Here is a 26,827-nt window from a genome sequence, read left to right as displayed (position 1 = left end):
GCAAACTGCCGAGCGCCAAAGAAACTTAGTTAATTGGGTATTTAAGTGTGTTCACTGGGGAGCACCAAATATGGCCAACCCCATGACCGTTACAATAAAGCTGGATAAGCTGGCAAATAGCACCACCACTAATAGAACTGAAATCATACGAGCGAAATACCCCAGAACTTGAAATGGTGAATTGAATGCACAGCGCCATATTGCGACCGCTCCTGCAACACACCAAATAGCAACAGTTGAGTCCAGCATCAGCTCTGAATACGGTGAAACAGGAATACTTAAATAAAGTAAGCACAACGTAAATAATGGCAACAAAAGGTAACCCAGAAAAACCGTCGATAACTTCGCTTGCCCGTAAAATCCTTTCATACTTTGATTCCAATTCAATACTTCACGTCTTTGGCTGTGGCAACCGGAGCCACGTACAGAGTGTCCTGCGAGCATTTATTGCGGGCGAGGCTACCCAATTTTGTTATTCAATTTCACTGCCACACTTTGGGCAAAAGCCTTGATTTGAATTTTTACCCAATTGCATTAACGCTGCCCCAAGTTCACAGTTACAAAAATCGCATTCTATAGCCCTAGTGAATGATCGGGCCAATAACCAAGCAATATAAAGAGTTACAATTACAACAAAAACAATCCAGCTCTTTGGAAAACCCATCTCACTAATTAGAAACAGTGAGCCAAGTATAATCGCGAGTGATGAGTAAACCACATATAGGCTTTTTAATTCACCTCTCAATTGATGGCTTTGTTGAATATATCATACACTTAACAGCCTCCACCATCGCCACCACAACCTCCGTCACCGCCACCAAAGAAGCCACCTCCACGACCCCCACCGCTACCACCAGAACTAAGTGTACACACCACATCCGTAAGTAGACAAATTGCAAATATAACCAATAGTGTTGGGCAAACTTCGCTTTTAAAGGAAGAATCAGAATTGAGGTCCATAAAGTGCCACGAAGTGAGCAACCCTACAATATTTATTATCCACAACATATATTTGTAATTCCCCGCAACATTTAAGACTTTAATAAAGGCAGCCAAAATGGAATCTAGGCTGCCCCATGGAGGTCCAACGGACCAGAATGCACTTGGGCAACTTGTTAAGTGCGTCGACAAACTGAAAATACCGAACCAAAACATACAATCAATATAGCACTCGAAGCTAAAGCATATTTAAGCCAAAAATGTTCATCGGTTAGTACATCCAAAAACCATATAAGCGAGAAGACCAATACAGGAAAGACTACCAATAGGCTTAGCTTTCTTTGCAAATACACTCCACCCGCCACTATAGCAAATACTATTCCAGCGCCCAGATAGAGATAACCAGCGGGGCTTGTTTTATCAGCCCCACTTGCCGATATAGTTGACCCACCGAAAGTTAATGAATACCAAATAACTACGCACAATAACGACAGAAGAAACCAAGCTAAACCAAATATTATTCGAACCTTACTCATGACAACTTCCTACTTATACTTAACGCCACCAATAACGGTCGGGCGCTGCGAGATCCTACACAAGCGGCGTACAAAACCACCTGGTTCCATTAAATTTTTTATGGCACAAAAGCTACTACCACACCAGCGTTGAATTTGCTTTTTTGATTACCATTTTCAAAACAAAGGCAACAAATACTAAGGTCAGGACTACTACCCTCCTTTAATATCCTCGACTGAGTGACCAATCGCTTGATTAAACAACCGGCTAAATTCGGGTAGTCACCGAGTTCAAACTTAACATCATTGAGTATTCGTATAAATATACCAACTGGTTTTCCATCAAAGATATACTCTACTTTCACTTCCTGACTCATGTATCAGTGAAATTTAGCTATGTATATGATCACCCGCAGGCCACTATTAACTTGACGACTATTTCAAATGTAAATTCGCTCTTCACATTTACTTTTCAGTATCAAATCAATTAGATACATATAAACTAGACCATAGAACCAAGTATAAAATGATCCATATAACCACTATTGCAAATCCAAGATAAACAACCAACTCTGTGATATTAAAATTATTACGCCAAAAATCTTAGTTTCTTCAAAAATAACAGTCACCAACAAGATCTGTGAGCAGAACCACACACCCTGATCACCAATATAACTAGCTCAGCTACCACCTCCAAGTCGCCGCAATATACGGCCCATGCTGAGTAATATCATAAGCAAATCGCCCATCAGAAAGTCGATCGGAGTAATCAATACTGTAATACTGATACCCAAAACGCAGCGAGGTTGTCTTCCAGGCGCGCCAGTCGAATCCGGCTAGTAGATTCCACTGTAAGTCATCACCCCCAGCGCCAAAGCCTCCCAATTCCGTGCGTACAGCAATGGTTAGGCATTCAGTAATTCCGATTGCACCTCGCGCAGATAGTGTAGGTTCCCACCAACTCTGTTTGCCTCCGAGGCGATTCCTGAACTCGGGTCTGGGGCCTATATTAATTCCCGCTCGTGCTTTCACTTCCTGCTTTAATCGGTTCCAGCGCAAACCCGCTCCCACATCAACGAAGTACTTTCGCCCACTATTAGCCAGGTTCCCTTCTAAAATCCGGTAACCGGCCAGTGCATTTATCCAGCCTTGGCGAACATCCACCTCCACGTCAATATCTATGTCGATATCCAGCTGTGGATTTTGCGGCGGGGTTATGGTTGCTCCCTTGTCCAGTCTGAGGTGCACATAGTAGAGATCCGCCACTACCCCAAAGCGCCCTTTCCAGGCTTCCAGGCGCACAGAAAATGCAGCGTTGAGGAGCTCCAGGGTTTTACTTAAATCCAGATCAATATCGACACTGGTGTCAGCGACAGTGGAAGTCCCTTTAGTGCGAAGCGGGAGGAAAAGGTAGGGAGTGGCGAGGAAGCGCCAGTCATCGGGATCTTTGGAAGTTAGGCTGGCAGCCGGTGCAGGCTCCGAACTTTGCGCAGCGGCGGTACAGGAGATAAAGCTACCGAGCGTTAGCGCCAATATTTGCCTTGCGCTTTTCTCTTTCGCCTGTCCCTGTTTCATAGCAGCAACCGCTCCAAATCATTCGAGGCCCGATAGAGCACCAATGAATAAGGATAGATAGAGCTGAGGGAAGTTTCAGAGTGAGGAAATCTGCGGCATAGGGAGAGGAAATACTGCCGGGCAGGTAAAACTACCCGGCAGTGAGAAGCGATTAGTCGTTCGCTTCAGGGCGCATATGCGGGAACAGCAGTACGTCGCGAATCGACGGAGAGTTGGTAAACAGCATTACCAGACGGTCGATACCGATGCCCTCACCAGCGGTGGGCGGCAGGCCGTATTCCAGCGCGCGGATATAGTCGGCGTCATAATGCATGGCTTCGTCGTCACCGGCATCTTTCTCCGCAACCTGGGCTTTGAAGCGTTCAGCCTGATCTTCCGCGTCGTTCAACTCGGAGAAACCATTGGCAATCTCGCGGCCGCCAACGAAGAACTCAAAGCGGTCGGTGACAAACGGGTTGTCATCATTGCGGCGAGCCAACGGAGACACTTCGGTTGGGTACTCAGTGATAAAGGTCGGCTGGTCGAGACGGTGCTCTACAGTCTTCTCGAAGATCTCGATCTGTACCTTACCCAGGCCCCAGCTATCTTTCAGCGGGATTTCCAGCTTCTCGGCTACCGCGCGGGCGGATTCGATATTGTCGATATCGGCCGCAGTGAGTTCCGGGTTGTAGTGCAGGATGGAGTCGAACACAGACAAACGCGCGAACGGCTTGGAGAAGTCGTAGCTGCTGTCCTGGTATTCCACAGTGGTGGAGCCCAGAACATCTTCACAGATACCGCGCAGCATCTTCTCGGTGAGATCCATCAGGTCGTTGTAGTCCGCGTACGCCTGGTAGAACTCAAGCATGGTGAATTCGGGGTTGTGGCGCGTGGACAGACCTTCGTTGCGGAAATTGCGGTTGATCTCGTAAACCCGCTCAAAACCACCCACAACCAGACGCTTCAGGTACAGCTCCGGGGCAATACGCAGGTACATATCGATATCCAGCGCATTGTGGTGGGTAACGAACGGACGCGCGCTGGCACCGCCGGGAATAACTTGCAGCATGGGCGTTTCCACTTCCATAAACTGCTGGGCGTTGAGGAAATCGCGGATGTACTCGATCACCTTGGAGCGCACGCGGAACACTTCGCGGGCTTCCGGCGTGGCGATCAGGTCCACGTAGCGCTGGCGATAACGCATTTCCTGATCGGCGATGCCGTGGAATTTTTCCGGCAGCGGGCGCAGTGCTTTGGTCAGCAGGCTGTACTCTTCACAGTTAACGTAGAGGTCGCCCTTGCCGGATTTGTGCAGTGTGCCTTTTACGCCGACAATATCACCGATATCCCAGGCACCGAAGCGCTCTTTAATATCTTTCTGTGCCGCTTTATCGGCGTATAGCTGGATGCGGTCAGACACATCCTGGATCACCATAAAGGGTCCGCGTTTAGCCAGGATTCGCCCTGCTACGCACGCCCGTTTACCCAGTTCTTCCAGCTCCTCTTTCTGTTTATCGCCGAACTCAGCTTGCAGGTCGGCAGCGAGGTTCTCGCGGCGAAAACTGTTGGGGAAAGCATTGCCCTTCTCGCGCAGAGCGGAAAGCTTGGTGCGGCGCTCGGCGATCAGTTTGTTTTCGTCTTGCTGGATATCAGTCATGGTGATCTATCAGTTTTGTGATTGATATTGCCCCTCATCGACGAGGGGCGCGGTGAGAGTGGAGACTTTAAATCAGAGGCCGGCTTTTAGGCTGGCTTCGATAAATTGGTCCAGGTCTCCGTCCAGTACTGCCTGGCAGTTGCTGGTCTGGACATTGGTGCGCAGGTCCTTGATACGCTGGTCGTCCAACACGTAAGAGCGGATCTGGCTGCCCCAACCGATGTCGGCCTTGCTGTCTTCCATGGCCTGCTTCTCTGCGTTGCGCTTGAGCATTTCCTGCTCGTACATTTTTGCTCGCAGCATTTTCCAGGCTTTATCGCGGTTCTGGTGCTGGGAGCGCTCGCTCTGGCACTGTACGACGATACCGGATTCTGTGTGGGTCAAACGCACCGCAGAATCAGTTTTGTTCACGTGCTGACCACCGGCGCCGGACGCGCGGTAGGTGTCTTCACGCACCTGGGACTTGTCGATTTCAATCTCGATATTGTCATCGATTTCCGGTGACACAAATACCGAGCTAAAAGAAGTGTGACGGCGGTTGCCGGAATCAAACGGCGATTTGCGCACCAGGCGGTGTACACCGGTTTCCGTGCGCAGCCAGCCGAAGGCGTGGTCGCCGGCGAAATGCACAGTGGCACTTTTGATACCGGCCACTTCCCCCGCGGAGACCTCTTCCAGGGTGGTCTTGAAGCCGTGGGCCTCACCCCAGCGCAGGTACATACGCAGGATCATTTCCGCCCAGTCCTGGGCCTCGGTTCCACCGGAGCCGGCCTGGATATCCAGATAGGCGTTGTTCTCATCGTTCTCGCCGGAGAACATACGGCGGAATTCCAGAATCCCCAGCTGCTGCTGGAGACCTTCGATCTCAGTGGAGACCTCCCCTACGGAGTCCTCATCATTTTCCTCGACGGCCATTTCCAGCAGTTCGCGGCAATCGGCGATGCCGGAGTCGAGATTTTCGATGGTATTGACCACCGTTTCCAGGGAAGAGCGCTCGCGCCCCAGTTCCTGTGCGCGGTTGGGGTCGTCCCAAACACTCGGCTCAGCCAGCTCCAGCTCTACTTCGGTAAGGCGTTCTTTCTTGCTGGCGTAGTCAAAGATACCCCCTAAGAACGTCAGTGCGCTCTTCGAGGTCTTTTAATTGATTGATGAGGGGATTGATTTCCATGAACTTTCGGTGTCCGGACAAAATAAAAAGCGGCGCGCATTCTACCGCAGCGCGCGGGGGTCCTTCCAGTCAGATAGGGGCTGATATGGCGGCAAATCCTCTACTAGGCGGTCTGTCCCGAGAGCTTTTCCAGAATTGCGCAGTCTGGGGACTCATTGCCGGCGCAGCTGTCGGCAAAGGCCCGCAAGGTTGCGCGCATCCCCAGCAGGGTCTGCAACTGCTCTTCGAGCTGCCCGAGTTTGTGATTGACCAGGTCTTTGGTCTCGCGGCTGTGGCGCTCCGGGTTATCCCGCAACCCCAGTAGCGCCCGGACCTCCTCAGTGGTAAAGCCACAGGCCCGCGCGCGGCGCACGAAGCAGAGGGTTTCGACATCGGCAGTAGAGTAATCCCGATAGCCATTAGCAGAGCGGCCGGGCACCACCAGGCCAATATTTTCGTAGTGCCGCAGGGCTTTTGCACTGAGGCCCGAATTCTCTGCGGCCTGGGAAATGTTCACGATTACCCCACTTAAGGTTTCAACTCAGGCACTGTTGTCCCGACAGGCAGCAAACTGATACTGCACTTTCTCGGCGGGGCTATATCCCAGCTCAATTGAGGCATCCAGGGCATCCATACCGATCAGGTGCATCAGGATATCTCCTGTGGGTGCGCCACATACGGCGGGGAACATCCTGTCGGTGCGGACTCCACAGCGGGACTCCTGCACCTTCACCCCATTGTCACTCAACTTGGCCTGGCTCTGCTGAAGAGTCATACCACCCCCTTCACACTGCTTGCTGCCACTGCCGCGGTAAATCCACACCATTTCCCCTGGCCTCATAGTCGCTGCAGGAGGCGTGGGTGCGACTTCGGGCTCCGCCGCGCCGGGTGTGTTCTCAACCTCGTTCTCCATCGCTTTCTCCTCCCTCGACTGGCCGCAAGCCGCCACCGAGATAATCAGGGCCCATACCCATAAGAATGACAACCGTTTTTTCAGCACAGAACATCCTCCATAAAGCGATAAATAGCCGTGTCAGGATAACGCCAACCAGGCTCCCACCGATAGCATCAAAGTACCAGAAATCCGATTAACCAAACGCACATTTTCAGACCGCTCCAGTAGTCGACTCAAGGCCTGGCCACCACTGGCATAGATCAGCAGGCACAACGCCTCCAAAAATAGCAATATCGCTAACAAGACTGAGAGCTGCGGTACCAATGGTTTGGCATCGTTAATAAATGGCGGTAATAACGCAATAAAAAACGCCCAGCCCTTGGGGTTGGCCACAGCAGTGACAAACCCCTGTAGCGCCAGCGCTCTTCGCGATGGTCGGCCGACGTCGACTGCATCACCCTGATCCATCAGAGCCAGCTGCCCCCGGGAGCGCCACATCTGCACGCCTATCCAGGCCAAATAGGCGGCCCCGCAGTATTTGAACAGCTGAAATAAAGTCGGATACTGAACCATCAATACCGCAGCACCGAGTGCAGAGGTAATCGCCACCGACGCAACACCGATCAACTCTCCCACCATCATCCACAGAGTCTGGCGCACGCCCAGGGTAATTCCCAGACTCAGTGATAGCATCATGCAGAGCCCCGGTGTGACCGAGGCAAAGAAGCTTGCGGGAACAAAGAGTGCCAGTGTCGATAATTCCATTGATATTCCTAGTGGTGAGTACCGCTGTGGTTGCCGTAATGACTGACCAGCATCCCCGCCAGCATCAAACCACAACCAATTAACTCCGTGGTATTGAGCATTTCATTGAGGAATAGCCAGCCCGCCGCCAGGGCAAAAACTGCCTCCAGGCTCATAATTACGGTAGCGTGAGAAGGCGCGGCGTAGCGTTGGGCCAAGAGCTGGAAAGTAAACGCCAGTGCCGTGGAGAAAATCATCATATAGGCGATAGGCCAAGCCGCATCGATCGCCGATTGCAGTGTCGCCTCTTCGGTAAATAGCGAAGCTACGGCGGACAAAAGGCCACACACCAGGAACTGGATACAGGCGAGTCGCAAAGCGTCGTAGCGTTTTACCAATCGATCCGCCGTCAACACCTGGATGGCAAAAACAAAGGCACTGGCAAATACCATTAAGTCGCCCACCAGCTGGGATTCTTCACTGAAGTCCGCCAACCAATAGAGACCGAACAAAGCGAGACCAATTCCCATCCAGGTCCAGCGATTGGTTTTATGCCCCAGGGACAAACCGATTACAGGCACCAGCAGTAAATAAAAACCGGTAATAAATCCAGCGCGGCCGGCAGTGGTATACAGCAGGCTCACCTGTTGCAGTGCCGCGCCTAGAAACAGCCAAAAACCCAACAGTGCGCCACCGGGCAGGCAGGCCCGCCAGGTGTGATTCACCGATTGCCCTTCGGCTTCACCGGGCTGGGCATCGCGACGGGATGACAACCAGTAAACGATAGGGATCAGGATTAAACCGCCGAGAATAAAACGCCATGCGTTAAATGCCAGCGGCTCAATATCCGCCATGGCAATCTTTTGCGGCACAAAGGCAACGCCCCAGAAGAGAGCGGCTAATAACAGTAGGACTTCGGCCTGGACTTGTTTACGTTTCACTACTTTTTACTTCCAAACAACTTGGGAGCTGTTGCAAAAAACTCCATGTTTTTCCCAACAGCCAAATACAAAATGCGCCCTATACCGCTTCTAACAGGCTCACCATTAATTGCAGGGATTCCCGCCCGCGAAATTCATTAACATCGAGCTTAAAAGCCAAGCGCACTCTTTCCGTGGGCTGCGGCCACTGCTCGGTGTCCACATTAAAAGCAATAGCATCCAGCGCTAATTGCGGCGCCTGGGGCGGCGCCACCACCATTTTTAAATGGCGCTCGCCGACAATGCGCTGTTGCAGCAACAGGAATTCACCGTCGAATACCGGCTCTGGAAACGCCTGTCCCCAGGGCGCACAAGCGCGCAACATGGCTGCCGTGTGCAAAGTGTAATCCCCAGATTCCAACTCACCGTCAGAGTCGATAACCGCGTGCAGCTGGTTTTCATTCAGGCGGTTGCGCACCACCTGCTCAAAAGCGTTGCGGAAAGCCTCCAGGTTTTCCTGGGGTAGGCTCAGCCCCGCCGCCATGGCGTGGCCACCGAACTTGCTGATCAGGTCCGGATGAGCGGCGGCTACGTCACTCAGGGCATCGCGAATATGCAGCCCGGGAATCGAACGCGCAGAGCCCTTCACCAGGCCGTTATCACCCTCAGCAAATGCGATCACCGGGCGGTGGAATTTCTCTTTGATGCGGCTGGCCAAAATACCCACCACACCTTGGTGCCAGTGGGCATCGTACAGACACAAACTCCAGGGAATTTCGCCCTCCAGGCGCAACTCATCCAGGGCCGCCATTGCCTCCCGCTGCATCCCCTGCTCGATCGCTTTGCGATCCCGGTTCAGGGCGTCCAGCTCGCCGGCCAGTTCCCGCGCTTCACTGGGATCGCGGGTGAGCAGGCAGCGGATACCGGTGCCGATATCGTCGAGACGACCAGCCGCATTAATTCGCGGCCCCAAAATAAAACCAATATCTGTGGTAGAGAGCCTGCGCTGGTCGCGCCCGGCAACCTCCATCAGGGCGGCAATACCGGGCCGGCAGCGGCCGGCGCGGATACGGGCGATACCCTGGTGAACCAGAATCCGGTTGTTGTGATCCAGCGGGACCAGGTCGGCCACAGTACCCAAGGCGACCAAATCCAGGTATTCGGCCATATTGGGCGGGGCGATACCGCTCTGCTCAAACCACCCACTCTGCTGTAGGGCCGTGCGCAAACGGCTGAGCAGATAAAAGATCACCCCCACCCCAGCGAGGTTCTTGCTGGGAAAGTCACAGTCCGGCTGGTTCGGGTTTACGATGGCATCCGCCTGCGGCAGCTCACTGCCGGGCAGGTGGTGATCCGTCACAATCACTTTCACACCAGCAGCTTTTGCCGCTGCCACGCCCTCGATACTGCTAATACCGTTATCTACGGTGATCAGCAGATCGGGCTGATAATCTTTGGCTACCTCGACAATTTCTGGAGTCAGCCCGTAGCCGAAGTCAAAGCGATTCGGCACCAGGTACTCCACTCCCGGCGCGCCCATTGCACCCAGGGCCAACACCCCCAAGGTGCTACTTGTGGCTCCATCCGCATCGAAATCCCCCACGATAAGGATTTTCTTTTGCCCGTGGATAGCATCCACCAGCAAGGAAACGGCAGCCTCCAGCCCTCGCATACTCTGCGGGCTCTGTAATTGAGAGAGGCTGTGATCCAGCGCTTCTTCGCTGACAATCCCCCGCCCCAACAGGACACGCTGCAATATTTTTGGTGTTTCAGAAGCAAAACGGCCAGTAGACAAATCCACTGGCCGCCGCTGAATTTTTGTACTCAATGTATTTCTCAGCAAACTAATAGCTAATCGGTTGCCGCTTATTGCACGACAGTGTGCCGATTAACTGCTTTCTGACAGCATCGTCGCCATATAGTCGTGTACTTGGGACAAGTTATTGGGCAATACCTTGAAGCGCTCCTCCCGCTGCCAGAGATCCTGCATATGACTCGGCAGGGGAATCTCTTTTTCTGGCAGGGCCTGGGCCACGGCATCGGGGAATTTTGCCGGGTGTGCGGTAGATAAGCAAACCATGGGCTGTTCGGTAGAGTGACGTACCTGTCGTGCGGCTTCAACCCCGATAGCAGTATGCGGATCGAGCAGATATTCGCAGGAGCTGAAGGTCTCGCCAATCACTTCAACCGTACGCTTGTCACCCACCCGACTGGAGGAGAAAACTTCCCTCGCTTTGCCCAGGGCCGATTCACTCAAATGCATGGGCTGGCTGCGATCCGCGAGCAATTCAGCAACCGTCGCACCATCGCGACCGTAGAGATCAAACAGCAATCGCTCAAAGTTGCTCGACACCATAATATCCATACTGGGAGACAAGCTGTGCACCAGTGGTTTGGGAGTGTGGTCATTGCCGCTGATGCAGCGATGCAGAATATCGTTGGCATTGGTCGCAATTACCAATTGGTCGATAGGCAATCCCATCTGCCTCGCCAGGTAACCGGCAAAAATATCGCCAAAATTACCGGTGGGTACGGAGAAATTAACGGTTTTATCCGGCGCCCCCAGGCGCAGGGCGGCATAAAAGTAGTAGACGATCTGCGCCATAATCCGCGCCCAGTTAATGGAATTAACCGCTACCAGGCGGCGTCCATCGGGCAGGAATGATTGATCGGCAAAACTCGCTTTCACCATATTCTGGCAATCATCGAAATTACCTTCGAGAGCGATATTAAATACGTTGTCCGACTGCACTGTGGTCATCTGGCGTCGCTGGACTTCAGATACACGGTTATGGGGGTGCAGAATAAAAATATCGATATTGTCGCAATGGCGGCAACCTTCGATCGCGGCCGAACCGGTATCACCAGAAGTTGCCCCCATAACCACCACTCTTTCACCGCGCTTTTTCAGCAGGTGATCAAAGAGTTGACCGAGGAACTGCAAGGCAAAATCTTTAAATGCCAGGGTGGGCCCATGAAACAACTCGAGCACCCACTCATTGGTGTCCGTCTGCACCAGCGGGGCAATAGCCTTGTGGCGGAAGTGCTTGTAGGAACGCCCGATAATACCGCTCAGCTCTTCATCACTGAGATCACCCCCCACAAACGGCTGGATAATGCGAAAGGCCAGCTGCTCGTAATCGAGCCCCGCCATAGAGGCAATTTCCTCGCGAGAAAACTTCGGCAAAGTCTCGGGAACATAGAGGCCTCCATCGCTGGCAAGGCCTGTTAGTACGGTATCGGCGAAGGAGAGAGACGGCGCGCTGCCGCGTGTGCTGACAAATTTCACAGTATTTCTTGGCTCTTATCGCTGGCTGGGGAGTTTATTGATTGGGGCACCGAGCCCGGGGTTATGTCACTCGGCGCCTGTGGAGTTTATCCGAGGCTCTCTACGCGAATCCTGACGACTTCACCTTCGACCGTTTCCAACGCCTCTATTTGTGCAACCGCTTGGCGGAGGCTGGCTTCATCGGCTCGGCTGGTCAAAATCACCACCGGGACAAGTGCCTCACCTTCAACCGGTTCGTGCTGGATCAGAGCCTCGATGCTGATGCCCTGATCACTGCAAATGGTGGCTACCTGAGACATAACACCAGGCTTGTCGTGGGCGGCGATACGCAGGTAATAACTGGTAATAACATCTTCTTCCGGCAGAACCTGGGTTCCCCCTTGATCCGCAAGGGCGACACCCGCTGCCGGCACTCTGTGCTCCGGCTTGGCCTCAAGAGTGCGGGCCACATCAACAAGATCGGCGATCACTGCCGATGCCGTGGCTTCATCGCCCGCACCAGCGCCGTAATACAGGGTTGGTCCCACAGCATCGCCGCTGACCAGCACCGCATTCATAACGCCGTTTACGTTGGCGATCAGGCGGCGCTGGGGGATTAAAGTCGGGTGCACCCGCAACTCCACGCCCTTGTCAGTGCGACGCGCAATCCCCAGGTGCTTGATACGGTATCCCAGCTCATCGGCGTAGCGAATATCTTCACTACAGATCCGGCTGATGCCTTCGGTGTACACCTTGTCAAAAGCAAGGGGCATAGCAAATGCCAGGGAAGCCATAATCACCAGCTTGTGGGCAGCATCGATACCTTCCACATCAAAAGTGGGGTCCGCTTCCGCATATCCTAAAGCTTGGGCTTGGGCCAGAGCTTCATCAAAGCTCCGCCCTTTTTCCCGCATCTCAGTGAGGATGTAATTGCCGGTGCCATTAATAATTCCGGCGAGCCACTGCACCTGATTGCCCACCAATCCTTCGCGCAGGGATTTAATAATAGGAATACCGCCAGCTACCGCCGCCTCATAGGCAATGGTGACATTGTGCTTTGCGGCCAGCTCAAACAGCTCGTTGCCGTGTTCGGCAATCAACGCCTTGTTAGCGGTGACAACATGCTTGCCATTTTCAATCGCTGTGCGCACCAGCTCCTTGGCTACCGTAGTACCACCGATAAGCTCCACCAAAATATCCACGTTGGGATTATTGGCGACATCGAAAATTTCCCGGGTAACGTTTATCTGGCTGGTATCACAGTGTGCGTTATCGCGGCGCGCACCTATTTGCTCAATGACCAGGGCGCGACCGCAACGGGCTGCAATTTCCCGCCCATTGCGCGCCAATACATTCACCGTTCCACTGCCGACAGTACCCAGGCCACAGATACCGATCCGCACGGCACGGGGTGCCTTTTTTACAACCACCTGAGCCTCCGCCTCCGCAGTCTCTTCCACTGTTGCGCTCACAATGTTCCTCCGCGCAACTATAGGGGCAGCGAACCAGACCGGGATCTACCCCCGATTACATAGAAAGTGCCACCACAGGAAGCCGCGCAATAAATGCAAATAAAATTGACAAAAGATCATCAACCTTACCGAGCGGAACGTAAAAAAGTCAATATAATTGCGCCATAAAGGCACCGCTTCCGGCTAGAGTAGAGTCGAAACTTCTGTCACCCAAAATCACCTCTTGAAACCAACAGCGTCCTCAGTAGATGCTATAGAAGCATCTACTAGCATCAGGTAACAGCAACCTGCGAAATTGCATCCACCGCGCCTTTGCACAAAATAGGGGCGTACTGAATCCGGACTCAGATAGTGGTCGAGTAATGAAGAAAACCCTAATCCTTTATACAGGCGGAACCCTGGGAATGCGCCGAAGCGAATCGGGCTATGTGCCTGACGCCGACCTGGAAGGCGCTCTGGGCCGCCTCTTACAAGATGTTATCGGCCAGCTTCCACAATACGATTTCCAGGCACTCGACCCACTGCTGGATAGCGCCAATATGCGACCAAAGGACTGGTATCACATTGCCAGCCTGATACGCGACAACTATAGCCAGTACTCAGGCTTTTTGGTGTTGCACGGCACCGACACCATGGCCTACACCGCCTCAGCACTGTCCTTTGCCCTGCAAGGCATAGAAAAGCCCGTGGTCGTCACCGGTTCCCAGATTCCCTTGCGGGAGATGCGTAGCGACGCCTATAACAACTTAATTGCGGCGCTATTATTAAGCGGCTCCGACGATATCAGAGAGGTCTGCCTCTACTTCAACGGTAAACTCCTACGCGGCAACCGTGCAGTAAAGGTCAGCTCTGGCTCACTGGATGCTTTTAGCAGCCCCAATTACCCCTGCCTCGGGGAAGTGGGTATCCAGGTCAATATCGACCACAACGCCCTGCTGGTGCCCACCGGTGAACCGCAGTTTCAGATTCCCGCCGATGCCAATGGCGGAGTGATTTTACTGAAACTATTTCCCGGTATATCTCCCTCACTGATTGAAAAAATTTTAGAGAGCCGCCCCAAGGGTCTGATTATTGAAACATACGGCACCGGCAATGCACCGACTGACGACAGCGCATTTACCGAGCAGCTTGAGAAGGCCTCAAAGCTCGGCACTATTTGTGTAGCAGTGTCCCAGTGTTTGGAGCACCAGGTGGATCTGGGTAAATACGCTGCGGGCTCCGCACTGCTTGATGCCGGTGTTATAGGTGGTCTGGATATGACCAGCGAAGCCTGTTTTGTAAAACTCAACCACCTGTTGGCAATGGGCTATTCAGATATGGAAATTAAAACCCTATTACAGCGCCCGTTGTGCGGTGAGTGCAATCACCCCAACTGATAAAAACTGAAACTATTGGCGAAGCCATATGGCTTCGCCTTTAAAAAGGGATCGAGTGATTAACAGGGATTGAAGGGATAACCTCTATCCAGAAGCAAAATACCGATGAGCAACGATTTTTCGCAAAACCTCCGCCTTCTGTGCAGCTTCTACCCATCCATAGCCGAGGTGTGCCGGCGAATTGGGGTGAACCGTGCCCAGTTCAATAAATATCTCAACGGTAACACTCAACCCTCCCAGTATACCCTGGGAAAGATATGTCATTTTTTTGGCGTAGAGCCCCATGAAATCGTGATGCCTCACGAGCAATTCAGCCAAATTGTTCGCGTGCGCAACGCGCCCCTCTCCGACAGCCTCCCCGCCAGGCCCTACAATCGCGATATTGATATTCTGATGCGGGAGTCCCAGGGGCGGGCCGATAAATATTTAGGCTTCTATTTCGAGTACCACTACTCCATGACCTTCTCCGACCATATTATTCGCAGCCTGCTGCATGTTGAGTCGGATGGTGATGGGTATTATTTTCAGCGCTTCGAACGAATGCGCTACCCGGACAGGGATGAGTGGTATAAATCCCGCTATAAAGGCATGCTGCTCTTTCTTGCCGATCGTATTTTTTTGGTTGGCTATGAATCACTGACTCACAATGAAATCGCACAAACTATTTTATACCCTACCTATAAAAGCCGAGTCAGCTATTTATCCGGATTAAAACTGGGAGCATCCGCCAGTGACAGGCGTGAGCCAGTCTGCACAAAAGTAGTTCTCGAATCTCTCGGTCGCAACATCAGCATTAAAAATGCACTGAAATTATGTGGTGTTTTTGGTCCTGAGTCCGAAGAGATAAACAAAAACATCCGCGAGAATATTCGCGCAACCTCTACAGAGGGGCCGCAGAGTTTCTTTGCGACACCACTCTAAAAATACTACCCAATTAATTACTAAATTACCCCAACACGAGGCTTGCGGGAGGTGGGGATATTACCCCACCCCACACAGGCCCATATGATGAAGAGAAGAGAAACTGATGACCAACGATTTCCACACACTCAAACCAATGCCGGTTTTTAGTGCAGGAGCAGAAACCCGCTTGGAAAAAGATCTATTGGGTGAGCGCGAAGTACCGGCAGATGTCTATTTTGGCATTCAAACTTTGCGCGCTTTGGAAAATTTCCAGATTACCGGAATTACCCTGAATCACTTCCCCAATCTGGTAAAAGCACTGGCGATGGTAAAAAAAGCTGCAGCCAGCGCCAATGGACAGCTCGGCTACCTGGAACCCAAACTGCAAGATGCCATTGCCACTGCTTGTGACGAGATTATCGATGGCAAACTGCACGATCAATTTTTGGTAGATATGATTCAGGGCGGCGCCGGCACTTCTACCAATATGAATGCCAATGAGGTGATTGCCAACCGCGCGCTGGAATTACTCGGTCACAACAAAGCCGAGTACAAAAAAGTACACCCCAACAACCATGTAAACCTGTCGCAATCTACCAATGATGTTTATCCAACCTCGATAAACCTGGCCATTCTGCTCAGCTACAGCGACCTGGTTCAGTCCATGGAGAGCTTGTGCGTTGAGTTCGACAAGAAGGCCAAAGAGTTTGCCTCAGTAATTAAAATGGGGCGCACCCAGCTGCAAGATGCCGTACCCATGACTCTGGGCCAGGAGTTTGCCGCCTTCGCCGCTACTGTGCGCGAAGATGTCGACAGAGTGAAGGAGCTGGTCGCTCTATTCAAAGAGATCAACATGGGTGGTACCGCGATCGGCACCGGCATTAATACCGACCCGGAATATCGCCAGCTGGTTGTTAACGCGCTGTCAGAAATTTCCGGTATCGATTTTGTCTGCGCAGAAAACCTGGTGGAAGCCACTTCCGACATGGGCGCCTTCGTGATGTTCTCCGGCGTAATGAAACGCATCGCCGTTAAGATCTCGAAAATTTGCAGCGATTTACGCCTGATTTCCAGCGGCCCTCGCGCTGGCCTCAATGAAATTAACCTGCCGCCGATGCAACCCGGCTCATCCATTATGCCCGGCAAGGTCAACCCGGTTATTCCCGAAGTGGTTAACCAGGTCGCCTACCAGGTGATCGGCAACGATCTCACGATTACCCTGGCTGCTGAATCCGGCCAGTTGCAGCTCAATGTAATGGAGCCAGTGATCGCCTTTAACCTATTACAGTCCATGCGCCTGATGACCCAAGCCATGACCACGCTTGCGGATCGCTGTGTGAGTGGAATCACTGCCAACGAAGAGCACTGCCTGCAACTGGTTGAGAACAGCATCGGCCTGATTACTGCGGTAAACCCGTTTATTGGCTATGAAAATGCCACCCGCATCGCCAAGCAGGCACTAATTACCGGAGCCAGTGTGAAGCAGTTAATCCTTGATGAGGGGTTACTGAGTGAGGAGGAACTGAACGATATCCTCGCGCCGGAGAATATGACCCAGCCGAGAAAAGTAGAAATTAAAAACCCTGCTTAAAAACAAAAACCGGCGACCTCTCGGCTGCCGGTTTTTTTAGCTATCAGCCGGGCTTAGATTCCCAGCTCTTTAAGCAGGCGATCCGGTGGTAAGTAACCGGGAACGACCCGACCATCTTCCATCACGATAGTCGGCGTACCGCGCACATCGATAGCCTCGTTGCCCAACTTGTATTGAGCTGCCACCGGGTTTGTCTTACAGACATCCAAAGGCACGTTTTCACGGTTCTTAAGTGCAGTCAGCGTCTTGTTGCTGTCTTCCGCACACCATGCAGTTGCCAGTTTGCGATATCCCAGGGAGTTAAGACCACCGCGCGGGAACGCCAGGTAGCGCACTTCGATACCGCGCTTGTTCAACTCGGGCACATCCTGGTGCAGCTTGCGGCAGTAACCGCAGTCCACATCGGTAAATACATAAACGCTTGCCTTGGTTTCACCTTTTGGGGAGAAGACAATCATATCTTCTGTATCAAGGGCGCCCATAACCGCAGCGCGGCGCGTCGCTCTACGCTGCTCGGAAAGGTTGGCAACACCGCCAGCTTTCACCTGATAGAGATCGCCGTAAACAAAGTGATTGCCATCAGCAGAGACGAACAGGGTCGTGTTGCCATCATCGACATCCACTTCGTAAAGCCCCTCAATTGGACTCTCCCGCACCTCTCCATAGGTTGCTTTGGGATTACTCGCCTCAAGGCGTGTCTTGATGGTTTTTACAACGTTGGTATCGACTTCTGCCAACGCTGCAGAGCCCACCAGACTGAGTAGCGCGCCAGCGATTGCCAGCGGCTTCTTGATAAGCGTCATTACCAATTGCTCCTTAAATTCTCATTGGGCTTCGACTTAATCATCGGCCTTCAGTTCCAGCCAGTATGGCAGCTCTTTGCCGCTGCGAACCTAATTGGCACGTTTTAACATATCCAGTCACCTTGGACTACGCAAAACACCGCAAGACGTGAGCGCTTTAGCGAAATTGACTGTATCCCCGCGCCAGGGCAAGCCCGTGTCCATTTATGTCAGTTAAGGCAAGCAGACCCAATGAGGGGCACCAAATATGCTGCTCGTAACCCACATACAAAAAAGGCCGAAGCGTACAGCGTACGCTTCGGCCTTTTTCTGCGATCAAGGAGAGCTTAGTTGAGCTTCTCTTTGATACGTGCAGCTTTACCAGTCAGGCTGCGGAGGTAGTACAGCTTGGCCTGACGCACGTCACCGCGACGCTTAACCTTGAGGCTGTCAACCATCGGGCTGTGAGTCTGGAAAGTACGCTCAACGCCAACACCGTGGGAAATTTTACGCACGGTGAAGGAGGAGTTCAGACCACGGTTGCGCTTACCGATAACCACGCCTTCGAACGCCTGCAGACGCTCACGGTTGCCCTCTTTTACTTTTACCTGAACGATTACAGTGTCGCCCGGTGCGAAGGGAGGTACTTCGCTCTTCAGCTGTTCCTGCTCCAGCTGCTGGATAATTTTGTTAGTCATTTGGATCGCTCCCAAATACAGATTGTGTAGCTTCTCAGCTAGTTCACCGAACTACTCGCGCCTCCCGGCGAATTCGGCCTCAATTTTCTTCGAGCTTCTGTTCCCGCTGGATCTCATCCAGCAACAACTTCTGCTCATCGCTCAGCTCCAACCCTTGCAATAAGTCCGGGCGTCGCTGTTGCGTGCGCGCCAATGCCTGCTTCAGGCGCCAGCGGCGTATTCTTTCATGGTTGCCGGAAAGCAAAACTTCCGGTACCGCTACTCCCCGATATTGCTCCGGTCGGGTGTAGTGTGGGCAGTCCAGCAGGCCAGAGGAGAAAGAGTCCTCAACCGCCGATTGGTTGTGTCCAAGTGCGCCGGGAATCAAGCGGGTAATAGCATCCACCATCACCATAGCAGCCAGTTCGCCACCGCTGAGGACATAGTCACCAATGGACCACTCCTCGTCGATCAAAGATTCGACGATACGCTCATCCACACCTTCGTAGCGCCCCGCCAACAACACCAGGTTGCCAGCTGCAGACAGCTGCTCCACTCCACCCTGATCGAGCTGTCGACCCTGGGGAGACATGTAGATACTGCGTACAGATTCACCATCTTCACCAGCCCAAGCTCGAGCAGCCTCGAGAGCCTGGTAAAGGGGCTCAGCTAACATCACCATTCCCGGTCCGCCGCCGTAAGGGCGATCGTCCACAGTCCGGTGCCTGTCACTGGTAAAGTCCCGAGGATTCCAGCAGCGAACTTCTAAAAGGCCATCTTTCACAGCCCGTCCACTGACGCCATACTCGGTCAATGCGGCAAACATCTCCGGAAAAATGCTTACCAGAGCGATTCGTTTTGTCATCGCTCCAACGCCTTAAAAAGCCGGGTCCCAGTCGACGGTTATTACACCGACTTCCAGGTCAATATTGGTAATAAACTGATCAGGTAGATAGGGAATCAAGCGCTCGCGCTTATCCGCTCCACCGCGCACCACCATTACATCGTTGGCGCCAGTTTCCATCATGCGAGCGACGGTACCAAAGTCGTGATCTTCGCCATCGAAATGGCTGACAACCTTTAACCCTTCGAGCTGGTGCCAGTAATACTCACCATGCTCAAGCTCAGGCATCAGTTCACGAGCTACAGCAATATCGCGCTGGCAAAGTCGAGCCGCCAAATCGCGGTCATCAATGCCTTTCACATGTACGATCAAGCCCTTGCCGTGACGCTTACCAGCATCAATTTCGAAAGCTTCCCAACCTTTCGGCCCCTGCAAGCGCCAATTAGGGAACTGCAGGATGTTGTCCATCGGCTCGGTATAGGAGTGAACCTTGACCCAGCCGCGCACACCATAAACGGTAGTAACGCGCCCAACCGTGACCAACTCTTCGGAAGGTTTTCCGTTATCTGTCACAGGAGCACCACTTACGCGCAAATTAAGCAGATTCTTTCAGAAGCTTGCCGACGCGGTCAGAAACCTGTGCGCCACGACCCAGCCAGAAATCAACACGCTCGCGATCAACACGCAGACGCTCTTCCTGACCACGGGCAACCGGATTGAAGAAACCAACACGCTCAATAAAACGACCGTCGCGAGATTTGCGGCTGTCGGTAACGGTCAGATGATAAAACGGGCGCTTTTTAGCACCACCACGGGCCAAACGAATGGTTACCATGTAACTTTCCTATAGGTTCAACACTAGGCAACCGCACTAAGCAGTCACCACAACAACTTTGTACCGGCAGCAGGGCCGGCAGAAAGGCGGCGTATTCTAATGTACCACCCCAGATTTGTATAGGGTCGCCAAGCCGCCCGGAGAACTGCGGTTCCCTACTTCTTTTTGAGGCCCGGTGGCAGGCCTCCGGGCATACCGCCCATACCGCCAGGCATACCACCGCCCATACCGGGCAGGCCGCCGAGGCCGCGCATCATTTTACCCATGCCGCCGCCTTTGAGCTTCTTCATCATCTTGCCCATCTGCTTGTGCTGCTTGAGCAGGCGATTCAAGTCCTGCAGCTGGGTGCCGGAACCGGCGACAATGCGGCGCTTGCGCGAACCGTTAAGAAGGTCAGGATTGCGGCGTTCGGCAGGCGTCATGGAGGAAATCAATGCATCCATACGCTTAAATTCTTTACCCATATCGGCCTGTTGTGCAGCCTGCGCTACACCGCCCATGCCGGGCATTTTCTCCAACAGGGAGCCAAAGCCACCCATGTTTTGCATTTGCTGCAGCTGATCGCGCAGGTCTTCCAGGTCAAAGCCTTTACCCTTCTGGACCTTCTTAACCAGCTTTTCGGCTTTCTCTTTATCAATCTTCTGCTCTGCTTCTTCAATCAGAGACAGAATGTCACCCATACCCAGGATACGGGAGGCGATACGATCCGGGTGGAAGGTTTCCAGGGCGTCGGTCTTTTCACCAACACCGATAAACTTGATTGGCTTACCGGTGACGTGACGCACGGAGAGAGCGGCACCACCGCGGGCATCGCCATCGGCCTTGGTGAGAATCACACCGGTCAGCGGCAGTGCATCATTAAAGGCACTTGCGGTATTTACCGCATCCTGACCGATCATTGCGTCGATCACGAACAGGGTTTCCGCCGGGTCCAACTCGCTGTGCAGCTCACGGATCTCATCCATCAGCTCGGAGTCCACATGCAGTCGACCAGCAGTATCCACAATCAGCACATCGGCAAATTGTTTGCGGGCAGCGTCCACAGCACCCTTGGCAATATCCAGCGGTTTCTGCTCAGCTGTAGAGGGGTAAAACTGTGCCCCCACTTCACCGGCCAGGGTCTCCAGCTGTTTGATAGCGGCGGGACGGTAGACGTCCGCACTCACCACCATGACTTTTTTCTTTTCACGCTCCTGCAGGTATTTGGCCAGTTTGGCCACACTGGTGGTTTTACCAGCGCCCTGGAGGCCCGCCATCAGGATTACCGCCGGAGGTTGCACGGCGAGGTTGAGAGGCTCTGCAGCCGCACCCATCACCTTAACCAGCTCATCCTGAACAATCTTGACGAACTGCTGGCCCGGGTTGAGAGCCTTGCTAACCTTCTGTCCTACCGCAGCGGTGCGCACTTGCTGAACAAATGCCTTAACCACTGGCAGAGCGACATCCGCCTCCAACAGCGCCTTGCGCACTTCGCGCAAAGTATCGCGGATATTGTCATCCGTAAGGCGCGCTTTACCGGTAACTTTCTTTAAGGCCGCCGATAAGCGGTCACTCAGGTTATCGAACATAAATTCGTCTCGATCTCTCCGTTTACGGACTCAACCCCAGTGCGGAGGGGCGCGAAATTAGGGGGGAGCAAGCTGCAACTCCCTCTCTGAGGCGCGGCAGTATAGCCCAGGTCTCGCCACAGCCGAAATATCGCAAGTCTTCCTTGTTTCAACTGGCTATGACACACTCCTGCCCTAACGCAATAATGAAGACACGGATTTACCCATGGCGGCTTTCGCCCACTGGACAGCTATCGCTCTCTACCTGGCCACAACCATAGTTGCAGGTGCGGCTCTGGCCCGAAAACAACAGCCGAATTCCAAACTGCTTCTCAGCCTTTTGGCGGGTGCACTTGTCACCCACGGAATATCCCTGGGACACGTTCTCTTTTCACCCGAAGGCTATCGCTTTGACCTGCTGGCAATGCTCTCGCTGATTTCCTGGGTAGTTAACTTTCTATTATTGATCCTGGCCGTTGGCCGGCCACTTACTCTACTTATTCTTATTTTCGCACCAGTGGGAGCCGCCACTGAATTTGCCGCATCCCATATTTGGGGCACCGTAACGCCACATCAACAGATCTCTGCCGGCATTGCGGTACACGCTCTGCTGTCTATTTCCGCCTATTCGCTGCTAACCCTGGCTACCTTACAGGCAATCTACCTCTATTACCTTAACCAGCAGCTGCACAATCACAGGCCCGTAGGCGCCACCCGCCTTCTGCCACCATTGCAGAGCATGGAATCACTGCTGTTCGGTCTGATCACTTTCGGGCAACTACTGCTCACCGCCTCCCTGCTGACCGGTTTCGTCTTTGTTGGTAATTTGTTTGAAGAGGGGCCAATACACAAAACCATCCTCTCTATGGTCGCCTGGGTTCTCTACACCATACTCCTATGGGGACACTGGAGGTTGGGCTGGAGAGGCAATACCGCTGTGCGCTGGACCTTAAGCGCTTTCGCCGCCCTACTACTTGCCTATTTTGGTAGTAAGCTGGTTATGGAAGTCATTCTCCAGCGCGGGTAATCGAATATACGACTGCAAAGCTTGCGGAGGTCGGCAATATGTTCCAATATCTCCGCTTGGAAATAAAAAGAGTTCTCCCTTGAACGAGATGCCCACGGGCCTGCTATTCGGTTTGCTGGCCCTATTGATACTGATATCCGCCTTCTTCTCCAGCTCCGAAACCAGCATGATGGCGCTTAACCGCTATCGCCTGCGGCACCAAGCCAAAAGCGGGCACCGCGGGGCAAAGCGCGCCACAGAGCTGCTCGCACGCCCGGACAAGCTGATCGGCTCAATTCTAATCGGCAACAATCTCGTGAACGTTCTTGTATCTGTAATCGCCGGCTCGGTATTCGCGCAGATATACGGAGAAATACTCACCACCATAGTCTTAACTCTTGCCCTGCTGATTTTTGCTGAGGTCACACCAAAGACTATTGCCGCTCTACACCCGGAAAAAATTGCTTTCCCCGCCTCATTTATTTTGCGCCCACTGCAGTGGCTGCTCACTCCCCTGGTGCTGTTGATTGGTGGCATATCCAACGGCCTGGCGCGTATGCTGGGAGTCGAAACAAAAGCGAATAGCGAAGCGGAACACCTGGCTCCCGAAGAACTCCGAACCGTTGTATTCGAATCAGGCGCCCTGCTTCCCAGCAAGCACAAAGGCATGTTGCTCAACGTGCTGGACCTAGACCAGGCAACCGTTGAAGACATCATGATTCCGCGCAATGAAGTCATGGGCGTTGACCTGGAAAACAGCGCCGAAGAGATCCTGCAGCAGCTAGCGGAAAGTTCCTACACTCGCCTCCCGGTATATCGCGGTGACATCAATCGAGTAGTAGGCATACTTCACCTGCGAAAAGCGGCGCAAATACTGCGCGACGGACCGGAAAATTTAACGGCAGAGCGGCTCAACTCCTTCACCGATGAGCCTTACTTCGTACCCGAGGCAACACCACTCCCCACACTGCTGATGAACTTCCAGAAAACCAAGCGCCGCATGGGGCTGGTAGTTGATGAGTACGGAGAGGTAATGGGTATCGTTACCCTGGAAGATCTGCTGGAGGAAATTGTCGGCGACTTCACCGCAAGTCCAGTACCCAGCGATGACGAGGAGATAGTCGCCATAGAAGATGGCTGGTACATGATCGAAGGCGGCACTTCTATTCGCGATATTAATCGTACCCTGGGCTGGGAACTGCCCACTGACGGGCCAAAAACTTTTAACGGCCTGGCAATGGAACACCTGGAGAGCATCCCCGACGGCAATATCAGCCTGTACATCCTCAATTACCTGGTGGAAATTGAGGAGGTCTCAGACAAGATGATTACCCGGGCCAGAATCAAGCGAATCGATAAATAGCGCTACAACCGTTTATCACTCAACTTCTTCTAGCAAGCGCCTTACCGGTGCAAAGCTGGTGCGGTGTATTGGAGTGGGACCCTGCAACTGTAAAGCTTCCATATGCGCCTTGGTGGGATACCCTTTATGACCTGCAAGGCCGTAACCGGGATATTCTGAGTCCAGCACCACCATTTCCCTATCACGGGTCACCTTAGCCAAAATAGATGCCGCCCCAATTGCAGCGACACGACCATCGCCCTTTACAACGGTATCGCAAGGGTAATCCCAGTTCGGTTTTTTATTGCCATCCACCAACACAAATTCAGGCTGCACGGATAGCTGTGCAACTGCACGATGCATCGCCAGTAAACTTGCCTGCAAAATATTTAGCTGGTCAATTTCCTCAACTGTTGCACGAGCTATGGAGTAACTGAGTGCTCGCTCACAAATCTCATCAAATAACTGCTCGCGCTTTTTTTCAGTCAGCTTTTTGGAGTCGGCAAGCCCGGCAATTGGCTTGTTAGGATCAAGAATCACGGCTGAGGCAACCACATCACCAGCTAAGGGGCCGCGCCCAACCTCATCGACACCTGCAATCAAATCACCCTTGAAAGGGCAAACATAGGGGGGCAATTCTGTTTTACTACTCATAACTTATACTACTCGGCAGATTCAGGCTTAGCTTCCAGTAGCCCCACCACCGCATCGGCAGCCCGCTCAGAAGCATTGCGTCTCAACTGTTGATGCATTTCGAAAAACTCGCGCTCTAAATGATCCCCAAGAAGCGGATCTTCAAAGTACTGCATCACCGCCGCACCAAGATTCTCCGGAATAGCATCATTCTGCAAAATTTCCGGTACCAGTTCTTTTTGGGCAAGTAAATTTGGTAGCGAAACCCATGGGGTATGCAGCATCCGCGAGACGATCATAGACGTCAATCTGCCCAGCTTGTAGGTAACGACCATGGGCTTTTTAAGCAACATCGTTTCAAGGGTTGCTGTACCCGATGCAATAAGCACACAGTCTGCCGCTGAAACGGCCCGTCTCGATTGCCCCTCAAGTAAAGTGATAGGGAGTTCAGGGTAATCTTTTAGCTGCTCTTGAATCTCATCCATACGCTGCTTGTTGGCAGCGGGAATAACAAATTTAATATCCGAGTGACGCTGGTGGCACCATCGGGCCGTCTGCAAAAACAACGGCCCCAGCATGCGAACCTCTCCTCCACGACTGCCTGGCAAAAGGGCAATTACCCGGTCGTCTTTCTCAAAGCCCAATGCTTTGCGTTCGCCGGCGATATCCACTTGCAGGGGAATTTCATCAGCCAAAGGGTGGCCAACAAAGGTCACCGGTACTTGGTTATCTCGGTAGAAATTCGCTTCAAATGGTAGCAGGGTCAACATGTGGTCGACAGCCCGCGCAATCTTTTTAATTCGACCCTGCCGCCAGGCCCAAACCGAAGGACTGACATAATGGACGGTGGGGATACCCTCAGCCTTGAGTGCAGCCTCAAGAGTCAATGTAAAGTCCGGGGAATCTATACCAATAAATAGATCGGGAGGGTTATCAGTAAAGTGGCGACGGAGAGATCTGCGGATTTTCAACAGTTCCGGAAGGCGCTTCAAAGGCTCTACCAGCCCCATTACCGACAGCCGCTCCATAGGAAATAAACTTTTAGCACCCAGTTCCAGCATGCGCGGCCCGGCAATCCCCTCAAACTCTACATTGGGAAGCCGAGTTTTTAATGCGGCCATTAAACCAGAACCGAGGATATCTCCTGACGCCTCACCGACAACGATACCAATTCGTATCGGCTTATTTTTTTCTGACACGCCTATATCCCTCCTCTTGGGGAGCTGTTTATGTTGGAATTAAATGGGAGTTGCATAAAGTGCAATCGGAGCTGCACAAAACAGCTCCAAAGAGAAGTGAATTAGCGAACAATGCCGCGGGTGGAAGATTGCAAAGACTCTATCCACGGCTGAATAACTGGAGATTGTTCGCGCAACTCCATCAAGGCCTGCAGCGCTTCTTGCATAGTAAGACCGCGACGATAAACGGTTTTGTAAGCTTTATTGATCAGGGCAATATCTTCTCTAGAAAAGCCCCGTCTGCGCAGCCCTTCTGAGTTAATGGTCTTTGCTTCGGCAGGGTTTCCGGCAACCATAACATAAGCAGGGACGTCTTTACCGATAGCAGCGCCCATTCCCAGGAAAGCATGCTCTCCCACAGTACAGTTCTGGTGAACCAAACTATAACCACTCAGAATCGCCCAGTCCTTAACAACAACATGACCGGCCAAACCACAGTTATTCACCATAATAGTGTGATTACCAACAACACTATCGTGGCCAATATGGGCATAGGCCATGATCAGGTTTTCGTCACCAATAGTGGTCTCACCTCGGTCCTGAACGGTACCACGGTGGATCGTAACCCCCTCGCGAATCACGTTATTGTCGCCAATAACGAGTGTCGTCTCTTCACCACGATACTTTTTGTCCGGGGTATCCTGCCCTACGGAAGCAAACTGGTAGATTCGGTTGTTCTTCCCCAGCTTGGTCGGCCCACTAAGCACCACATGAGAGGCAATATCACAGCCGTCACCTATCTCTACGCCGGCTCCAACAATGGTGTAAGCACCAATACTCACCCCGGAACCAATTACTGCCGTAGAGTCGACAATAGCTGTAGGGTGGATACTTGTCTGCATTCTGGGATCTACTCCTCGGCATTAATCGTACTGGGTAACCTGTACCCTTAAAAACAAAGGCTACCCGGAAAATCCTGAATCTAACTCTCCAGCGAGCTTT

The 26,827-nt window shown here is 52.7% G+C and carries 28 protein-coding genes; 5 read left to right on the top strand and 23 right to left on the bottom strand.

All coding sequences use genetic code 11. The features are described 5' to 3' along the window. Positions 1–51: 51 nt before the first annotated feature. The 14 genes from ACJJIL_RS05725 to ACJJIL_RS05660 all read right to left on the bottom strand — a co-directional run bounded on the left by ACJJIL_RS05725 (position 52) and on the right by ACJJIL_RS05660 (position 13,069). Positions 52–369 carry a hypothetical protein gene (locus ACJJIL_RS05725; RefSeq protein ID WP_444925529.1) on the bottom strand — a complete coding sequence of 106 codons (318 nt, stop codon included), beginning with the start codon at positions 367–369 and terminating at the stop codon, positions 52–54. Positions 370–774: 405 nt separating this feature from the next. Further along, positions 775–1,008 (bottom strand): hypothetical protein, encoded by a 234-nt coding sequence (locus ACJJIL_RS05720; protein WP_444925530.1) that lies wholly within the window; start codon positions 1,006–1,008, stop codon positions 775–777. A 107-nt stretch (positions 1,009–1,115) separates the two neighbouring features. Further along, on the bottom strand, positions 1,116–1,475 hold the full coding sequence (locus ACJJIL_RS05715; protein WP_444925531.1) for a hypothetical protein: 360 nt from the start codon (positions 1,473–1,475) through the stop codon (positions 1,116–1,118). Positions 1,476–1,573: 98 nt separating this feature from the next. After that, entirely contained in the window at positions 1,574–1,819 is a 246-nt protein-coding gene (locus tag ACJJIL_RS05710; protein WP_445361380.1) for a hypothetical protein, read from the bottom strand. 319 nt (positions 1,820–2,138) lie between these two features. Then, positions 2,139–3,029, bottom strand: coding sequence for a hypothetical protein (locus ACJJIL_RS05705; protein ID WP_445361379.1), 891 nt, complete (start codon positions 3,027–3,029; stop codon positions 2,139–2,141). 151 nt (positions 3,030–3,180) lie between these two features. Beyond that, positions 3,181–4,665 carry a lysine--tRNA ligase gene (gene lysS, locus ACJJIL_RS05700; RefSeq protein ID WP_108733981.1) on the bottom strand — a complete coding sequence of 495 codons (1,485 nt, stop codon included), beginning with the start codon at positions 4,663–4,665 and terminating at the stop codon, positions 3,181–3,183. A gap of 72 nt (positions 4,666–4,737) precedes the next feature. Continuing rightward, positions 4,738–5,833, bottom strand: a protein-coding gene (gene prfB / locus ACJJIL_RS05695; protein WP_444893198.1) for a peptide chain release factor 2 whose coding sequence is annotated in 2 segments (ribosomal slippage) — positions 4,738–5,760 and positions 5,762–5,833 — 1,095 coding nt in all. Because the reading frame shifts where the segments join, the coding sequence is not laid out codon by codon here. A gap of 103 nt (positions 5,834–5,936) precedes the next feature. Then, the gene (locus ACJJIL_RS05690; protein ID WP_444893197.1) at positions 5,937–6,329 is read right to left on the bottom strand and encodes a MerR family transcriptional regulator; all 393 of its coding nucleotides are present in this window, start codon (positions 6,327–6,329) and stop codon (positions 5,937–5,939) included. A 24-nt stretch (positions 6,330–6,353) separates the two neighbouring features. Continuing rightward, positions 6,354–6,812 (bottom strand): hypothetical protein, encoded by a 459-nt coding sequence (locus ACJJIL_RS05685; protein ID WP_444933817.1) that lies wholly within the window; start codon positions 6,810–6,812, stop codon positions 6,354–6,356. A gap of 33 nt (positions 6,813–6,845) precedes the next feature. Continuing rightward, positions 6,846–7,472, bottom strand: coding sequence for a LysE family translocator (locus ACJJIL_RS05680; RefSeq protein ID WP_445361378.1), 627 nt, complete (start codon positions 7,470–7,472; stop codon positions 6,846–6,848). 8 nt (positions 7,473–7,480) lie between these two features. Continuing rightward, complete coding sequence (locus ACJJIL_RS05675) at positions 7,481–8,392, bottom strand: DMT family transporter (RefSeq protein ID WP_444893194.1); 912 nt, start codon at positions 8,390–8,392, stop codon at positions 7,481–7,483. A 79-nt stretch (positions 8,393–8,471) separates the two neighbouring features. Next, positions 8,472–10,199 carry a single-stranded-DNA-specific exonuclease RecJ gene (recJ, locus tag ACJJIL_RS05670; RefSeq protein ID WP_445361377.1) on the bottom strand — a complete coding sequence of 576 codons (1,728 nt, stop codon included), beginning with the start codon at positions 10,197–10,199 and terminating at the stop codon, positions 8,472–8,474. A 60-nt stretch (positions 10,200–10,259) separates the two neighbouring features. Continuing rightward, the gene (gene thrC, locus ACJJIL_RS05665) at positions 10,260–11,660 is read right to left on the bottom strand and encodes a threonine synthase (protein WP_445355968.1); all 1,401 of its coding nucleotides are present in this window, start codon (positions 11,658–11,660) and stop codon (positions 10,260–10,262) included. 86 nt (positions 11,661–11,746) lie between these two features. Then, positions 11,747–13,069: a homoserine dehydrogenase gene (locus tag ACJJIL_RS05660; RefSeq protein WP_444928233.1), complete on the bottom strand. Its 1,323-nt coding sequence runs from the start codon at positions 13,067–13,069 to the stop codon at positions 11,747–11,749. A 404-nt stretch (positions 13,070–13,473) separates the two neighbouring features. On the opposite strand from ACJJIL_RS05660, the gene ACJJIL_RS05655 reads away from it, so the two are divergent. The 3 genes from ACJJIL_RS05655 to aspA all read left to right on the top strand — a co-directional run bounded on the left by ACJJIL_RS05655 (position 13,474) and on the right by aspA (position 16,981). Then, positions 13,474–14,487, top strand: a complete 1,014-nt coding sequence (locus tag ACJJIL_RS05655) for an asparaginase (protein WP_444896547.1) — start codon at positions 13,474–13,476, stop codon at positions 14,485–14,487. Between the two features lie 105 nt (positions 14,488–14,592). Further along, entirely contained in the window at positions 14,593–15,408 is an 816-nt protein-coding gene (locus tag ACJJIL_RS05650) for a helix-turn-helix domain-containing protein (RefSeq protein WP_445361376.1), read from the top strand. Positions 15,409–15,514: 106 nt separating this feature from the next. After that, positions 15,515–16,981, top strand: a complete 1,467-nt coding sequence (gene aspA, locus ACJJIL_RS05645; protein WP_444907653.1) for an aspartate ammonia-lyase — start codon at positions 15,515–15,517, stop codon at positions 16,979–16,981. A gap of 53 nt (positions 16,982–17,034) precedes the next feature. Here the strand turns inward: aspA and ACJJIL_RS05640 are convergent, their stop codons facing one another. From ACJJIL_RS05640 to ffh, 6 genes are all read right to left on the bottom strand, one after another. Then, positions 17,035–17,784 carry a DsbC family protein gene (locus ACJJIL_RS05640; protein ID WP_282933659.1) on the bottom strand — a complete coding sequence of 250 codons (750 nt, stop codon included), beginning with the start codon at positions 17,782–17,784 and terminating at the stop codon, positions 17,035–17,037. Positions 17,785–18,110: 326 nt separating this feature from the next. Beyond that, complete coding sequence (gene rplS / locus ACJJIL_RS05635; RefSeq protein WP_282934563.1) at positions 18,111–18,467, bottom strand: 50S ribosomal protein L19; 357 nt, start codon at positions 18,465–18,467, stop codon at positions 18,111–18,113. 73 nt (positions 18,468–18,540) lie between these two features. Further along, entirely contained in the window at positions 18,541–19,305 is a 765-nt protein-coding gene (gene trmD / locus ACJJIL_RS05630; RefSeq protein ID WP_444911249.1) for a tRNA (guanosine(37)-N1)-methyltransferase TrmD, read from the bottom strand. A 12-nt stretch (positions 19,306–19,317) separates the two neighbouring features. Further along, positions 19,318–19,857 carry a ribosome maturation factor RimM gene (gene rimM / locus ACJJIL_RS05625; protein ID WP_445361375.1) on the bottom strand — a complete coding sequence of 180 codons (540 nt, stop codon included), beginning with the start codon at positions 19,855–19,857 and terminating at the stop codon, positions 19,318–19,320. Between the two features lie 22 nt (positions 19,858–19,879). Beyond that, positions 19,880–20,119, bottom strand: coding sequence for a 30S ribosomal protein S16 (gene rpsP, locus ACJJIL_RS05620; protein ID WP_108733998.1), 240 nt, complete (start codon positions 20,117–20,119; stop codon positions 19,880–19,882). Between the two features lie 155 nt (positions 20,120–20,274). After that, positions 20,275–21,687, bottom strand: coding sequence for a signal recognition particle protein (gene ffh, locus ACJJIL_RS05615; RefSeq protein WP_444893186.1), 1,413 nt, complete (start codon positions 21,685–21,687; stop codon positions 20,275–20,277). A gap of 205 nt (positions 21,688–21,892) precedes the next feature. Here ffh and ACJJIL_RS05610 point away from each other — a divergent pair, with 205 nt between their 5' ends. Both ACJJIL_RS05610 and ACJJIL_RS05605 read left to right on the top strand, forming a co-directional pair. Continuing rightward, a complete protein-coding gene (locus ACJJIL_RS05610; protein WP_108734000.1) occupies positions 21,893–22,693 on the top strand; it encodes a cytochrome C assembly family protein in 801 nt (266 codons plus the stop codon). A gap of 79 nt (positions 22,694–22,772) precedes the next feature. Further along, positions 22,773–24,035: an HlyC/CorC family transporter gene (locus ACJJIL_RS05605; RefSeq protein ID WP_413662809.1), complete on the top strand. Its 1,263-nt coding sequence runs from the start codon at positions 22,773–22,775 to the stop codon at positions 24,033–24,035. 15 nt (positions 24,036–24,050) lie between these two features. Here the strand turns inward: ACJJIL_RS05605 and rnhB are convergent, their stop codons facing one another. From rnhB to lpxA, 3 genes are all read right to left on the bottom strand, one after another. Continuing rightward, the gene (gene rnhB / locus ACJJIL_RS05600; protein WP_445361374.1) at positions 24,051–24,668 is read right to left on the bottom strand and encodes a ribonuclease HII; all 618 of its coding nucleotides are present in this window, start codon (positions 24,666–24,668) and stop codon (positions 24,051–24,053) included. 8 nt (positions 24,669–24,676) lie between these two features. Then, the gene (gene lpxB, locus ACJJIL_RS05595) at positions 24,677–25,846 is read right to left on the bottom strand and encodes a lipid-A-disaccharide synthase (protein ID WP_444914365.1); all 1,170 of its coding nucleotides are present in this window, start codon (positions 25,844–25,846) and stop codon (positions 24,677–24,679) included. Positions 25,847–25,947: 101 nt separating this feature from the next. Beyond that, positions 25,948–26,727 carry an acyl-ACP--UDP-N-acetylglucosamine O-acyltransferase gene (gene lpxA, locus ACJJIL_RS05590; RefSeq protein WP_444896539.1) on the bottom strand — a complete coding sequence of 260 codons (780 nt, stop codon included), beginning with the start codon at positions 26,725–26,727 and terminating at the stop codon, positions 25,948–25,950. Positions 26,728–26,827: the final 100 nt, after the last annotated feature.

The organism is Microbulbifer maximicatervae (SeqCode) (assembly GCF_052468095.1).
The sequence above is the reverse complement of the archived record's forward strand: the minus strand, read 5'-3'. Positions and strand labels throughout refer to the sequence as shown.

Bases quoted from the DNA above. Each gene is read 5' to 3' on its own strand.
- ACJJIL_RS05705 (WP_445361379.1), bottom strand. From the start codon at position 3,029: ATGAAACAGGGACAGGCGAAAGAGAAAAGCGCAAGGCAAATATTGGCG.
- trmD (WP_444911249.1), bottom strand. From the start codon at position 19,305: ATGACAAAACGAATCGCTCTGGTAAGCATTTTTCCGGAGATGTTTGCC.
- ACJJIL_RS05715 (WP_444925531.1), bottom strand. From the start codon at position 1,475: ATGAGTAAGGTTCGAATAATATTTGGTTTAGCTTGGTTTCTTCTGTCG.
- ACJJIL_RS05720 (WP_444925530.1), bottom strand. From the start codon at position 1,008: ATGTTGTGGATAATAAATATTGTAGGGTTGCTCACTTCGTGGCACTTT.
- ACJJIL_RS05655 (WP_444896547.1), top strand. From the start codon at position 13,474: ATGAAGAAAACCCTAATCCTTTATACAGGCGGAACCCTGGGAATGCGC.
- rnhB (WP_445361374.1), bottom strand. From the start codon at position 24,668: ATGAGTAGTAAAACAGAATTGCCCCCCTATGTTTGCCCTTTCAAGGGT.
- ACJJIL_RS05610 (WP_108734000.1), top strand. From the start codon at position 21,893: ATGGCGGCTTTCGCCCACTGGACAGCTATCGCTCTCTACCTGGCCACA.
- lpxA (WP_444896539.1), bottom strand. From the start codon at position 26,727: ATGCAGACAAGTATCCACCCTACAGCTATTGTCGACTCTACGGCAGTA.
- ACJJIL_RS05680 (WP_445361378.1), bottom strand. From the start codon at position 7,472: ATGGAATTATCGACACTGGCACTCTTTGTTCCCGCAAGCTTCTTTGCC.
- ACJJIL_RS05725 (WP_444925529.1), bottom strand. From the start codon at position 369: ATGAAAGGATTTTACGGGCAAGCGAAGTTATCGACGGTTTTTCTGGGT.
- ACJJIL_RS05640 (WP_282933659.1), bottom strand. From the start codon at position 17,784: ATGACGCTTATCAAGAAGCCGCTGGCAATCGCTGGCGCGCTACTCAGT.
- ACJJIL_RS05650 (WP_445361376.1), top strand. From the start codon at position 14,593: ATGAGCAACGATTTTTCGCAAAACCTCCGCCTTCTGTGCAGCTTCTAC.
- ffh (WP_444893186.1), bottom strand. From the start codon at position 21,687: ATGTTCGATAACCTGAGTGACCGCTTATCGGCGGCCTTAAAGAAAGTT.
- lysS (WP_108733981.1), bottom strand. From the start codon at position 4,665: ATGACTGATATCCAGCAAGACGAAAACAAACTGATCGCCGAGCGCCGC.
- rpsP (WP_108733998.1), bottom strand. From the start codon at position 20,119: ATGGTAACCATTCGTTTGGCCCGTGGTGGTGCTAAAAAGCGCCCGTTT.
- aspA (WP_444907653.1), top strand. From the start codon at position 15,515: ATGACCAACGATTTCCACACACTCAAACCAATGCCGGTTTTTAGTGCA.